This window comes from Chloroflexota bacterium (genome assembly GCA_026713825.1).
Lineage (GTDB): Bacteria > Chloroflexota > Dehalococcoidia > Lucifugimonadales > UBA1127 > UBA1127.
On record JAPONS010000068.1, the window covers coordinates 1 to 12,810 of the forward strand.

The 12,810-nt window shown below is 66.1% G+C and carries 10 protein-coding genes; 2 read left to right on the forward strand and 8 right to left on the reverse strand.

The genetic code is table 11. The features are described 5' to 3' along the window. Nucleotides 1-278: 278 nt before the first annotated feature. The 5 genes from OXC99_08280 to OXC99_08300 all read right to left on the reverse strand — a co-directional run bounded on the left by OXC99_08280 (nucleotide 279) and on the right by OXC99_08300 (nucleotide 5,837). Nucleotides 279-728: a hypothetical protein gene (locus OXC99_08280; GenBank protein ID MCY4624980.1), complete on the reverse strand. Its 450-nt coding sequence runs from the start codon at nucleotides 726-728 to the stop codon at nucleotides 279-281. A gap of 130 nt (nucleotides 729-858) precedes the next feature. Beyond that, nucleotides 859-1,617 carry a hypothetical protein gene (locus OXC99_08285; protein MCY4624981.1) on the reverse strand — a complete coding sequence of 253 codons (759 nt, stop codon included), beginning with the start codon at nucleotides 1,615-1,617 and terminating at the stop codon, nucleotides 859-861. Beyond that, nucleotides 1,614-2,114, reverse strand: a complete 501-nt coding sequence (locus tag OXC99_08290) for a hypothetical protein (GenBank protein MCY4624982.1) — start codon at nucleotides 2,112-2,114, stop codon at nucleotides 1,614-1,616. Before OXC99_08290 ends, OXC99_08285 begins: the two co-directional genes overlap by 4 nt. Beyond that, nucleotides 2,114-4,807, reverse strand: coding sequence for a preprotein translocase subunit SecA (secA, locus tag OXC99_08295; protein MCY4624983.1), 2,694 nt, complete (start codon nucleotides 4,805-4,807; stop codon nucleotides 2,114-2,116). Before secA ends, OXC99_08290 begins: the two co-directional genes overlap by 1 nt. Before the next feature lie 79 nt (nucleotides 4,808-4,886). After that, nucleotides 4,887-5,837, reverse strand: a complete 951-nt coding sequence (locus OXC99_08300; protein ID MCY4624984.1) for a ribose-phosphate pyrophosphokinase — start codon at nucleotides 5,835-5,837, stop codon at nucleotides 4,887-4,889. Between the two features lie 244 nt (nucleotides 5,838-6,081). On the opposite strand from OXC99_08300, the gene OXC99_08305 reads away from it, so the two are divergent. Continuing rightward, on the forward strand, nucleotides 6,082-7,368 hold the full coding sequence (locus OXC99_08305) for an adenylosuccinate synthase (protein ID MCY4624985.1): 1,287 nt from the start codon (nucleotides 6,082-6,084) through the stop codon (nucleotides 7,366-7,368). A 314-nt stretch (nucleotides 7,369-7,682) separates the two neighbouring features. On the opposite strand, the gene OXC99_08310 is transcribed toward OXC99_08305, so the two are convergent. The 3 genes from OXC99_08310 to OXC99_08320 all read right to left on the reverse strand — a co-directional run bounded on the left by OXC99_08310 (nucleotide 7,683) and on the right by OXC99_08320 (nucleotide 11,501). Next, nucleotides 7,683-8,735: an ABC transporter ATP-binding protein gene (locus OXC99_08310; GenBank protein MCY4624986.1), complete on the reverse strand. Its 1,053-nt coding sequence runs from the start codon at nucleotides 8,733-8,735 to the stop codon at nucleotides 7,683-7,685. Next, a complete protein-coding gene (locus OXC99_08315; GenBank protein MCY4624987.1) occupies nucleotides 8,732-10,375 on the reverse strand; it encodes an iron ABC transporter permease in 1,644 nt (547 codons plus the stop codon). Before OXC99_08315 ends, OXC99_08310 begins: the two co-directional genes overlap by 4 nt. Nucleotides 10,376-10,520: 145 nt before the next feature. Further along, nucleotides 10,521-11,501, reverse strand: coding sequence for an iron ABC transporter substrate-binding protein (locus OXC99_08320; protein ID MCY4624988.1), 981 nt, complete (start codon nucleotides 11,499-11,501; stop codon nucleotides 10,521-10,523). Between the two features lie 402 nt (nucleotides 11,502-11,903). On the opposite strand from OXC99_08320, the gene OXC99_08325 reads away from it, so the two are divergent. Then, entirely contained in the window at nucleotides 11,904-12,518 is a 615-nt protein-coding gene (locus tag OXC99_08325; protein ID MCY4624989.1) for a uracil-DNA glycosylase, read from the forward strand. The last annotated feature ends 292 nt before the right edge of the window (nucleotides 12,519-12,810 follow it).

Genomic DNA, 12,810 nt, shown 5'->3' on the forward strand with positions numbered 1-12,810 from the left:
ACGGCATGCCTTTGGGGAAGCCCCCTTGCCCACACCTCTGGATTCCTGCCTTCGCAGGAATGACGCGGAGGTGCGGGCGACCACGAGGGTCGGCCCTACGGTGTCCCCTTGGTGCGGAGTATGTTATGTGCAGGGCTTTTCTGGATACCGGCATGCGCCGGTATGAGGGTGGGGGCGGTTTGCGTTCCCGCTGGCGAGGGAGGGGTGATTCGCGAATCGCGACTAGGGACGCCCATTCCCGCCTCTGGATTCCTGCCTTCGCTGGTAAGACGAACAGGTTATGGGGTGCGATCTCCGAAGGCTACTACTATGCGTTGGTCGTCCTCGAAGACTATGTCACGGTAGTTGTCCTCGTAGCGGACGCCGTTGAGGGAGACGTTCTCGACGGTGGCGTTGGGGCGGGGGGATGGGTTGTCAGGCCAGACGTCAAAGAAGTGGCCGACGGTGTATTTCTTGTCGCCGACGATGTAGACGTAGGAGGAGTTGTCTATGGTGTGGACGGGGCGGATGCAGTCTTCAGTGACGCCTATGTCCTCCGGGAGGAACTCCGGGGTGCCGTTCCAGACGGTGACGAGGGTTACGCGGATGCCGGCCGCGCGGCCGGTCTCGTCGACGCAGGCGGTGGCGGCGTCCTCGGCGAGGTCTGTGCCGCAGACTGCGGTGGCTAACGACAGGGTGAGGGCTGCCGCGAGGGCGAGGGCCGGGCGCAGGAGTTTTGTGGGGTTCATGTGCCTTTTCCTAGTGAATCAGTATTGATCGGCGCTAACGGGTGCGCTCCTTACATCATGGAGTTTTTGGGCTGGGGAGACACTCCCCCATCCTAACCTTCCCCCCTGGGGGGAAGGGACTGAGTTGTTGTTACCGCCGGTGGGCGGCCAGGTGTGCTGCTAGCTCCTCTGCGGCGATGGAGGGGAGTGCGCCGAGGCGCTCGTGGAGCCACTCCAGCGCCTTGCGGGTGTCGCTGGCGACGCGGGCAGGGTCGGAGCGGTAGACGCGCAGCTTGAAGAGCCAGTAGGTGAAGGCCTTCAGCTCCGTGCCGGGATGGTCGTCGGAGCGGCTCAGGGGCCACTCGGCGCGGAACTCCGCGAGGAGCTCACCGCGGGGCCGGCCGTAGACCTTGTTGAAGACGGCGTCCGTTACGCCGCGGCGCGCCCGGACGCCCAGGCTCATCCGCTCCTTGCGGACCTCCTGTTGCACGGCGAGCTGGAGGGTCTGCTCCACGGTGACGCCGTACCAGTAGTTCAGGTAGGCGCGGTACTTGGTGACGCCCAGCAGCCGCCGCAACTCCACCACGGGTATGTCAAAGATGAAGTGGCCGGTGTGCAGCTTGTTGCGGCGTTCGTCTTCAGGTATGAGCTCCACCACCTCCGCGCCGAGGCGGCGGGCGAGCAGGAGCCAGTCGAACGCCTCGCCGAGGAGGAGGTAGCGGCGGTGGACGCCGCCGATGGTCTCCTCCGGCAGCGTCCACTGCTCCATGGCTTGCAGCAGGGCCTCCTGCCAAGGACGACCGTCCTGGACGGCCTGCCGCAGGCGGAGGGTGGTCTGCGCGACTTGCGGGTCCTCGACAGCAGCTCCATCCACGGTCGCTGTGCGGCCCTTTGTACGCGCGCCGGTCATCGCAGCACCGCCAGGGGTGCAGACTCAGTTAGACCGGCGAGGAGCTCGCGGACGGCCTCGACGGAGCGGGGGCCGCTAGCGGGGAGCCATGCGCCTGCGCCGGCGTCGAGGGCGGCGAGCAGGGCACCGGCGGAGGGCGCGCCGGTCTCATCGAGCAGGCGCCGGACGGACGCGCCGCCGATGCCGGGGACGTGGAGGAGGGCGAGGGCGAGGGGGGAGACGTTGGCGGACTCGCGGTCGTAGGTGCGGACACGGCCGGTGTCGAGGAACTCGCGCACCTTGCGGTCGATGGCTACCCCGACGCCGGGGATTTTCCGGAGGTCTGCGCCGGAGGCCACCATCGCGGTCAGGGCCTCGGGGAGATCTCGGATGGCCTGAGCACCCTTGCGGTAGGCGCGGGCCTTGAAGCCACCACCCTCCTGCATCTCATAGAGGCCCGTCAGGCGGTCGAACAGCCGGGCGATGGACTCGTTGGCATGTGCAGAAGACTCGGACATCACGCCGCTCCGTGGCACCGCTTGTACTTTACCCCGCTGCCGCAGGGGCAGGGGTCGTTGCGGCCGACCTTTCGGCCTGCGCCCGCGCCGACGGGCTCGGGCGCCTGGCGGCCGGCCGCGGCAGCCATCGGGCTGCGATTCATGGAGGCTGCGCGGTTGGACGGGGCCGGGCGGCCCTCCAGCAGGGTGGCGTGGAATACGGTGTGGACGATGTCGTGCTGGATGGTGGCCATCATGTCCTGGAACTTCTGGTGGCCCTCTGTCCGGTACATCACGAGGGGGTCGCGCTGGCCGTAGGCGTGGAGGCCGACACCCTGCCGCAGATTCTCCATCGACGTGAGGTGGATGACCCAGTGAGAGTCGATGGTGCGGAGGGTCACGAGGCGCTCGATGATGCGCATGTGCTCTTCGCCGACCGCCTGCTCGCGCTGCTCGTAGAGCTGCATGGCGTAGTCGTGGATGGCGTCGCCGATCTCGTCGCCGGAAAGCTGCTCCAATGACAGGGCCTCCAGGTGGGGCGGGATGGGGAAGATGGTGCGGAGCTCCTCCACCATGTCATCAAGCGCCCACTCATCGGGGTCATTGCCCTCGACATAGTTGTCGACGATGCGGTCGAGCTCCTGTTCCAGCATGCCCTGGATGTTGCCCTTAAGGTCTGCATCCTCCAGCACCTTGACCCGCTCCTCATAGATGACCTTGCGGTGGGTGTTGATGACGTCGTCGTACTCGACGAGGCGCTTGCGGATCTCGAAGTGGGAGGCCTCGACCTTGGTCTGGGCGTTGCCGAGGGCGTTGCTGACCATCTTGTTTTCCATGGGCATGTCATCCGTCATGCCGGCCATGCCCATAATGCTCTGAATGCGGTCGCCGCCGAAGCGCCGGACGAGGTCGTCCTCAAGGGACACGAAGAAGCGGGTGCTGCCCGGGTCGCCCTGGCGGCCGGAGCGGCCCCGGAGCTGGTTGTCGATGCGGCGGGCGTCGTTCTTCTCAGTGCCGATAACGTAGAGGCCACCGAGTTCGACGACGCGCCGGTGCTCCTGGTCCCACTGGTGCTGGACGGTGGCGCGGGCTTTCTCGACAACCTCCGGGGGCGCGCCGTCCAAGGACGTGTAGCCCGCCCTGCGGAGCTCGTCGAGGGCGAGGATGTCCGGGTTGCCGCCGAGGACGATGTCGGTGCCGCGGCCGGCCATGTTGGTCGACACGGTGACGGCGCCGACGCGGCCGGCCTGGGCGACGATCTGCGCCTCGTGCTCGTGGTTCCTGGCGTTCAGCACCTGGTGCGGGATGCCGCTGCGACGCAGCATGGCGTCGAGGGCCTCTGAGCTCTCAACGGAGGCCGTGCCGACGAGGATGGGGCGGCCCTCCTGGTGGATCTCCTTGATATTCTCCACGATGGCCTTCCACTTGCCCTCATGCGACCGGTAAATGAGGTCCGTGTTGTCCTCCCGCACGCGTTCCTTGTTGGGCGGGATGACCACGACATCGAGGCGGTAGATGCGCATGAGCTCCTCGGACTCGGTCATGGCGGTGCCCGTCATGCCGGCGAGCTTCTCATACATACGGAAGTAGTTCTGCAGCGTGATGGTGGCGTAGGTAATGCTCTCCTGCTGCACCCGCAGGTCCTCCTTGGCCTCCAGCGCCTGGTGCAGACCGTCCGAGTACCGGCGCCCATACATCTTGCGGCCGGTGAACTCGTCTACGATGACGATCTCGCCGTTCTCTACGAGGTATTCCTTGTCCTTCTGAAAGAGCACCATGGCCTTCACGGCGTTCTCAACGTAGTGGGTCATGTAGTAATTGGCGGGGTCGTACAGGTTGCCGATGTTGAGGGAGCGTTCCACCTTCGCGATGCCGTCTTCCGTCAGCGAGACGGTGCGGTGCTTTTCATCGATAGTGAAGTCATCCTCCCGCTCCAGCCGGGGAGCGATGCGGGCCATGGTGGCGTAGGTCTTCGTGGCCTCCTGCGCCGGGCCGCTGATGATGAGGGGCGTGCGGGCCTCGTCGATGAGGATGTTGTCAACCTCGTCGACGATGGCGTAGTGGTGGCCGCGCTGCACCTGTTGGGACTTGTCGACGGCCATGTTGTCGCGGAGGTAATCGAAGCCGAACTCGTGGTTGGTGCCATACGTTATGTCAGCATCGTAGGCCTCACGGCGGGAAATCAGGCGCAGCGCGTTGAGCCCAGGGTTGTCCGAGTGCACGCCGGGGTCGAGGACGTAGGCGAGCTCGTGCTGCAGGCAGGCGACGCTCATGCCGAGGCCGTGGTAGACGGGCCCCATCCACTGGGTGTCGCGCTTGGCGAGGTAGTCGTTGACGGTGATGACGTGGACACCGTTGCCGGTGAGGGCGTTGAGGTAGGCGGCGAGGGTGGCGACGAGGGTCTTGCCCTCGCCGGTGCCCATCTCGGCGATCTTGCCCTCATGGAGGACCATGCCGCCGATGAGCTGAACGTCGAAATGGCGCATGCCGGTCGAGCGGCGGGCCGACTCGCGGACGGCGGCAAAGACCTCCGGCAGGAGGTCTTCGAGGTCCTCGCCCGCGTCCAGTCTCGCGCGGAAGCGGGCGGTGCTGCCAGCGAGTTCCTCGCCGGTGGCCGCCTGTACGCGGGATTCAAGGGCGTTTATGTCCTCTACCACCGGCCAGCGCTTCTTGACGGGCGCTTCCGGGTCACCCTTGAATATCTTTCCGAGCATTCCAACCATGCAACAGTCCCCTTATGCCAACTTGTTCCGCCTGAGTCCGTACAAGTCCAGTATAACGCGGCTCCGGCGGCTAGTCAGAGAAGAGCTCACCAACAGAGCGGCCCTCGTGGATGCGGCAGATTGCCTCACCCAGCAGGCTCGCCACGGACAACACCTTGATCTTGGGAACGTTGGTGGAACAGGCGGTCGGCAGCGTGTCCGTCACCACCATTTCCCTGATGCCCATGCCGTTTATCCTGTCGACGGCCGGCGACGTGAACACCCCGTGGGTGGAGCAGGAGTAGACCTCCCTGGCGCCGGCGTCCAAGGCGGCATTGACCGCGAGTTGCAGCGAGCCGCCCGTGCCCGTCTCATCGTCAAAGGTGATGGCCGTCCTGCCCCTCACATCTCCTATAACGTTCATGACCTCAGTATGGTCATGGTTGTCCAGCCGACGCTTCTCGATGATGGCCAGCGGCGCACCCAGCTTCGTCGCCATGTCGCGCGCCCGCTTGCTGATGCCGATGTCGACCGCGACCACCACCGGGTCCTCCAGATCCTTGCGACGGAAGTAGTCGGTGAGGAGCGGCAGGGCCGTCAGCTCGTCCACGGGGATGTTGAAGAAGCCCTGGATCTGGCCCGCGTGCATGTCCACCGTCACCACCCGGTTCGCGCCGGCGACGGTGAGCAGGTCGGCCAGCAACCGCGCGGTGATGGGCACGCGGGGCTGGTCCTTCTTGTCGGTGCGGCCGTAGGCGTAGTAGGGGATGACGGCCGTGATACGGCCCGCAGATGCTCGCTTGGCCGCGTCGATCATGATGAGGAGCTCCATGATCGTGTCGTTTACGGGGTAGGAAAACGGTTGGATGATGAAGACGTCCTGCTGCCTGATGTTCTCCTCGTACTGCACAAACGTGTTGTCATTGGAGAACTTGGTGACGCGGGCCCTGCCCAGCGGCATTTCCACATATTCGCAGACGTCTTCGGCCAAGGACGTGTGCGAGTTGCCGCTGAAGATCTTCATCTCCTCCAAATACGGCATGCCATCTCCTCCAATCTATTCGGGAAGCTAGCGCGCCGCGGCAGCCCGTACCGCGGCCAATGTCACAGCCACGCCAATTATAGCATGGGCCTATGCTCGATAAACCCCAAAATCGGCACCGTCAGGCGCCCTCGACGGTAAGGACGCGGCGCGGAGGGGACAGGTTCCCATCGCAAGGCCGTATCTGATACAATGCCTTGGCTTTTCTGCACTAACCCCCCATTCTAGGAGCCTTGGAGGAGGAATGCCTGCCTACGCGGTAATTGGTGGCCAGTGGGGCGACGAGGGCAAGGGGAAGGTCATCGACTACCTTTGCGACAACGTCACCATGGTGGCCCGCTACTCCGGCGGAAACAACGCCGGCCATACGGTCCTGAACGCGGCGGGTGAGTTCAAGTTCCACCTCATGCCCTCAGGAGTCATCTGGCCACAGGTCACCCCGGTCATCGGCAACGGGGTGGTTGTCGACCCCGACGTGCTCATCGAGGAGATCAACGACCTGCGCGCCAGGGGCATCGACGTCAGCAAGCTGCAGGTCAGCGACCGGGCGCACGTCATCATGCCCTACCACGTGCGGCTGGACCAACTGGAAGAGATTGGGCGGGGGCAGGACGCACTCGGCACGACCGGGCGGGGCGTCGGGCCCGCCTACGTCGACCGAGTGGCCCGCTCAGGCATTCGCTTCGGCGACATGCTGGACGCCGAGGGGCTGCGCGACCGGCTGACCACGGCGGCGGCACGGGCAAACCAGGCGATCACCAAGGTCCACGAGGCAGAGGCTTTCGACATCGAGGACCTGTTCCAGCAGTGCCTGCGGTGGCGGGACGAGCTGTTGCCATTCATCGCCCCCGTCGAGGAGCGTGTGCGCGAGGCGCTGGGCCGCGGCGAGAACGTGCTACTGGAGGGGGCGCAGGGGACGCTGCTGGACCTGGACCACGGCACGTACCCGTACGTGACCTCTTCGCATTCGAGCATTGGGGGCGCGTGCGCAGGACTGGGCATCGGGCCGCGGTCGGTGGCGGGCGTCTTCGGCGTATTCAAGGCGTACACGTCGCGCGTCGGCGCGGGGCCGATGCCGACGGAGCTCAACGACGACATGGGCGAGCTGATCCGGGAGCGCGGCGCGGAGTTCGGCACGACGACGGGACGGCCGCGGCGCTGCGGCTGGTTCGACGGCGTCGCCTCCCGCTACGGCGTCATTGTCAACGACCTCACGTCGGGCATCCTCACGCGGTTGGACGTGCTGGACGGGTTCAATCCCGTCAGGGTCTGCGTCGGCTACGAGCTAGACGGCAAGCCGCTGGAGGGGTTCCCGGCCCAGACGCGGGCGTTGGAGCAGTGCAAGCCGGTCTACCGCGACTTCACGGGGTGGGACAAGCCAACGGCGGGGCTGACCGAGTGGGACGACCTGCCTGCGGAGGCGCAGGCGTACGTGCGGGGCATCGAGGAGATCATCGGGTGCTCCATCGACCTGGTGTCGACGGGGCCGCACCGCCACGAGACGATCTGCCGCAAGCCGCTGATCCCGTAGGGGCATCACCCACCCCCGTATCGGGTACGGGGCAGACTCCAACCTTCCTTGTCCAAGGGGAAAGGGGCTCCCTCCTCCCTGGATACCGGCATTCGCCGGTATGAGGGTCGCAAGGTTTGCGGGAGCGCCCCACACATCCCCGCCCCTCTGGGTTCCGCAGGAACGACGAGTGAGGGGGGTATAGCAGACGGGGTGGTTGCTGCGGGGCAATCCGTTCATGAAACCCTTCGACAAGCTCAGGGCGCACGTATCGGGAGAGGCGTCAGGGCGAACGAACCCTCACCTCATCCCAAAGGGGAAAGAGCACGCCGTACCTATTCCACGCGGGCGCCGTCCACGAAGCAGGCAAGGCGGTGTTCGGCCACGATTCGCACGTCCACTGTCGTTCCCACGTCGTACTGCCGGGTATGGTGCAGCATGACGCGCACTGAGCGTCCGTTGTCAAGCGCTACGTCGTACAAATACGTGGGGCCCAAGAACTGCCGTTCCATGATGATGCCCTGGCCCGATTCCGAGGGGGTAAGGGTCAAGTCGTCCGGGCGGAGCAGCACCTGGGCGCTGTCGGGCAGGGAATCGCTCGGCCACGGCAGGGGTCCGGCGACAGTCATCAGCCGGCCCTCTTCATTGCTGACAGTCAGAAAGTCCCCAATGCCAATGAACTCCGCGACAAAGCGCGTCGCCGGAGCGTGGTAGATCTCCTCCGGCGTCGCCACCTGCTGGAGCATGCCAAGGTTGAGCACAGCGACACGATCGCCCATGAAGAGCGCCTCGTCCTGGTCGTGGGTGACGAAGAGGGCCGTGGTGCCGGTGAACTTCAGGATGTCGCGAACCTCGCTGCGCACCTGTTTGCGGAGCGCCTCGTCCAGGTTGGAGAACGGCTCGTCCAAGAGCAGCACGGCCGGCTGCGGACACAGGGCACGAGCCAGCGCAACCCGCTGCTGCTGCCCACCCGAGAGCTCATGAGGCATCCGGTCTTCCAAACCGGTCAAGCCCACCAGCCCCAGCACTTCCGCAACGCGCCTGGTGCGTTTGGACCTGTCGTTTACCCCGAACCCCACGTTCGCCGCAACTGTGAGATGCGGAAAGAGGGCGTATTCCTGGAAGACCATCCCGATGCGACGGCGGTCCGCGGTGACGAATCGTCCCGGGCCGGCCACCCGTTGGCCGGCGATGTCGACCGTCCCGGTGTCCGGGGTCTCAAACCCGGCGATGATGCGCATCGCCGTCGTCTTGCCGCTGCCGCTCGGGCCGAGGAGAGCGACGATGCTCCCGGCCTCCGCCTCGAGGTCAAGGCTGTGCAGCGCAGGCGATTCGGCGCCGGGAAAGCGCTTCGACACGCCCTGGCACAGAACGGCGGGAACGTTCACCGTCCCCTCCTTGGCTCTCGGAGAATAAGAAATGCCGTTGGCACCGCGGAGACGGCCACCAACAGCAGGGCCGGCACCGCCGCCTGCGCGAAGAACGCCTCCTCAGCGGCGGCCCAGATCGACGTGGCCAGTGTGCCATAGCCAATGGGGCTCAGCAACAGCGTGGCCGGCAGCTCCTTCATTGCCGTCAGGAACACCAGTGCGCCGCCCGCCAGCATGCCGGGGAGCATCAGGGGCAGGGAAATGTGCCAGATGATGCCGAGCGGACTCTTGCCGAGGCCGTATGCCGCCTCGCCGAGCCGCGGGCTCACCTGCAGATATGTCGCGCGCACCGCGCCCAAGGACTGGGGGAAGAAGAGGACGACGTAGGCGAACACCAGCAGGAAGAGAGTCTGGTAGAGGGGCGTCGCAAACCGAGCGCCAAAGAAGATCAGGGCAAGCGCGACGGCGATGCCCGGCAATGCGAAGCCCGTGTACGAGAGGCGCTCCACAACCCAGCTAAGCCGGCCGGGAAAGCGCAGCGTAAACATGACGACGGGCACGGCAGCGACCACGGCGACGATTGCGGCCAGGCCGGAGGCGTACACGGAGTTGAGCGCGTTGCCCCACAGCAGCCTCACGGGCTCGCCCGCCGCGATACCCCGGATGGCCCAGAATGCCAGCAGCGACAGCGGCGCAGCCAGCGATAGGGCCGTCACGATTGCCGCGAAGCCAAAGGCGGGCCACTTAAGCCGCCCCAGCTCCACGAGCGACGTGGGCCGCGCCGCGCCCGTGGCGGCCCGGTAGTAGCGCGAGCGACCCCGCGCCTGCGCCTCGAGGACCACCAAGCCGAGCGCCACGGCGATCATCACCAGGGAGAGCGCGGCGGCCAAAGCTCGATTGAAGGCGGTCTCGTATTGCAGAAAGATGGCCCACGTGAAGGTTTCGTACCGCAGCAGCGACACCGCGCCAAAGTCGCTCAGGGTGTAGAGCGCGACCAGCAGGGACCCCGCCGCAATGGAGGGCCGGAGGAGGGGCAGGGTCACGCGCCAGAGGGTGCGCCACCGGCCATTGCCGAGCGCACGCGACATCTCTTCCAGCGCGGGGTCCTGACCCCAGAGAGACGCTCGCACGCTGAGCAAGGTGTAGGGAAAGCTCAGCAGCGTCAGCGCCAGCGCCGCGCCTACCAAACCCGAGATATCCGGCAGCCGATCGATGTCGACAAATCGCTCCAGCAACCCATGCAGCATGCCTCGCGGGCCCAGGGCCACTACCAACAAGAACGCGCCCACGTAGCTGGGTATCACCAGGGGGAGCACGGTCACGACGGACCAGAATCGCCGGAGGGGCAGGTCCGTGCGCACGGTGAGCCACGCGAGCGGGACGGCGATGAGCGCCGACGCCACCGTGACCACCGCGACGAGCACCGCGGACCGGTACAGGATCTCCAGGGTACGCTGCCGCAGCAGCAGGTCCACCACCTCACCGCCGCCGTCCAGCGAACGCTCGACAAGGTACACAAGGGGCAGCACCATCGCCAACGACACGAGGAGGGCCGGCGCCCAGAACACGAATGGTGGACGGCGCTGCCGATTTGGCGCGCCGCCCATCCCAATGAGGCGCGTCAACGCATTTCCGCTCTGTGGCTCGACCGCTTGCATGTCACCTCGCCGGTCTCAGCGTACATCATTTGCCAAGGGACAACCCAACCCGTTCGCAGGGGGCCTTGTGCGCCACCATGCGAACAGGTTGGATGCCCGCTCTTTGCGATGGGCCTGGACGCCGCCAGATCGGGGCTCGCTTTGGTTACGGTGTGATGCCCACTTCCCGCAGCAGCGCCTGCGTACCCTCCAGGTCGGCCATCTCCTTTGGCGTGACCAACGGGTTGTTGATCTCCTCGATGGGCGTGAGCCCGCGCTGGGTCTTGACACCCTCGACCAAGGGGTACTCATACGTCTGGCTGGCGAAGTACTGCTGGGCAGCCAACGACAGCATGAACTCGATGAACCGCTGGGCGTTCTCCTTGTTTTCGGACGTCGAGAGGATGCCCACGCCGGCGACCATCACCAGCGCACCGGGGCCGCCGCCGCGAGGGTGGTAGTTGCGAGCCATGAACGAGTCACCCTCCTCCGTGAGGAAGCGATGCAGGTAGTAGTGGTTCACGAGGCCGACGTCTATCTCGCCGGCAGCGGCAGCGGCCACCTGCGGGGTGTTCTTGGGGTACACGGTGGCCTCGTTGGCCTGCACGCCCTCGAGCCACTCGCGGGTGGCGTCCTCGCCCCAGCGGCTACGCATGGCGGTGACCATGGCCTGGAAGGAGCCGTTGGTGGGCGCCCAGCCGATGCGCCCCCTCCACTTCGGGTCGGTGAGGCCGCGGATGTCGTCGGGCAGGTCCGACTCGGTGAGCGTCTCGGTGTTGTAGACCAGCGTGCGGGCGCGGCCTGAGGTGCCGACCCAGCGGCCATCGGGTGAGCGCGCCCACTCTGGCGCGAGGTCGAGGACCGACTGGGGCAACGGGTCAAGGCGGTCTTCGACGGCACCAAGCCCGCCGGGGTCCTGGGCGAAGAATACGTCGGCGGGGCTGTTGTCGCCCTCCTCCAACAGCGTCGCGGCGATTGCGGCGGTGCCAGCGTACCGGACATTCACGTCGATGCCCGTAGCGTCCGCGAACTGCTCGATGATGGGGGCGACCAGGGACTCACTGCGGCCGGAGTAGACGGTGAGCGAGCCGGGGCCGGAGTCCTCGCCCTCGCACGCAAGGGCCGCTGCGCCGACCAGCGCGGCCACGCACAAGAGGGCGAGCCAGGGAGCTATTGCACGGTGATTCCCGGCATGACGCCATACCACTAGCAACCTCCACGTTTGCATGGACTAACCTCCAGAAGATGTAAGGTGTCCCTTATGCTCCAAGGCTGCAAGGGACATTCAAAAGCAAGCGATTCTTGGTATAGCACACACTCTATAACGTGTCAACACATATTTCTTATTAATACATACTAATCAAGGCGCATGTCCGCAGAAACACCCAGTTTCGCATCAATGAGTTTCAGCCATAGGTAGCGCGAATACCCCGCGCCGACGCCTCCGTGTCGCATTCTTGGGTCAAACGTGCGCGGGAGATCATTGACGCGGCGCGACGCTCGGGTGCTACCATCTCGTCAACCCATTCAGAAGCGCCCTGGAGGCCGTATGGACACGCTTGAAGCCCTGGTTCAGGCCGTGGAGACGTGCACCGACTGCACGCTGTGCGAGCAGCGCACGCGGAGCGTGCCGGGGGAGGGGCCGGAGCGACCGGACATCATGCTCATCGGCGAGGGGCCGGGGTACCACGAGGACCAGCAGGGGCGGCCCTTCGTGGGGCCCGCCGGCAAGCTGCTGGAGGACCTGCTCGCCGGCATCGGGCTGACGCGGCGCGACGTGTACATCGCGAATGTCGTGAAGTGCCGGCCGCCGAACAACCGCGACCCGCTGCCGGACGAGATCCAGGCGTGCCGCAAGTACCTTGACCAGCAAATCCGGCTGCTGGACCCGCCGGTCATCGTCACGTTGGGGCGATTCTCAATGGCCCGCTTCATGCCGGGGGCGACAATCTCGCGCGTTCACGGCAAGCCGGTGCAGTGGGGGAAGCGCACGATCTTCCCGATGTACCACCCAGCGGCCGCGCTGCACCAGGGCAGCCTTCGGCGCTACCTGGAGGAGGACATTCGGAAGCTGCCCGCGCTTGTCGAAGAGGCGCGCCGCGCCGCGGTGACCGCCGTGGAGGAGGAGCCGCCGCCGGAGCCCGAGCAACTCAAGATGCTGTAGGCGCCAGAGGGGCGAGCAACCACGAGGGTTGCCCGCTACGGAGCGACTGCCCCGCACCCGACCACCCCTGGATACCGGCCTGCGCCGGTATGACGGTGGGGACGGCAGGAGGCGGGCAACCACGAGGGTTGCCCCTTCGAGCGTCCGGCCCTGCACCCGGCCGCCCCTGGATACCGGCCTGCGCCGGTATGACGGTGGGGACGGCACGGAGGCGGGCAACCACGAGGGTTGCCCCTTCGAGCGTCCGGCCCCGCACCCCGCCGCCCCTGGATCCCGGCCCTCGCCACGCTGA

What these genes read in the sequence shown, in the direction of transcription:
- OXC99_08280 (MCY4624980.1), bottom strand. Translation starts at nt 728, where the DNA reads ATGAACCCCACAAAACTCCTGCGCCCGGCCCTCGCCCTCGCGGCAGCC.
- OXC99_08285 (MCY4624981.1), bottom strand. Translation starts at nt 1,617, where the DNA reads ATGACCGGCGCGCGTACAAAGGGCCGCACAGCGACCGTGGATGGAGCT.
- OXC99_08290 (MCY4624982.1), bottom strand. Translation starts at nt 2,114, where the DNA reads ATGTCCGAGTCTTCTGCACATGCCAACGAGTCCATCGCCCGGCTGTTC.
- secA (MCY4624983.1), bottom strand. Translation starts at nt 4,807, where the DNA reads ATGCTCGGAAAGATATTCAAGGGTGACCCGGAAGCGCCCGTCAAGAAG.
- OXC99_08300 (MCY4624984.1), bottom strand. Translation starts at nt 5,837, where the DNA reads ATGCCGTATTTGGAGGAGATGAAGATCTTCAGCGGCAACTCGCACACG.
- OXC99_08305 (MCY4624985.1), top strand. Translation starts at nt 6,082, where the DNA reads ATGCCTGCCTACGCGGTAATTGGTGGCCAGTGGGGCGACGAGGGCAAG.
- OXC99_08315 (MCY4624987.1), bottom strand. Translation starts at nt 10,375, where the DNA reads ATGCAAGCGGTCGAGCCACAGAGCGGAAATGCGTTGACGCGCCTCATT.
- OXC99_08325 (MCY4624989.1), top strand. Translation starts at nt 11,904, where the DNA reads ATGGACACGCTTGAAGCCCTGGTTCAGGCCGTGGAGACGTGCACCGAC.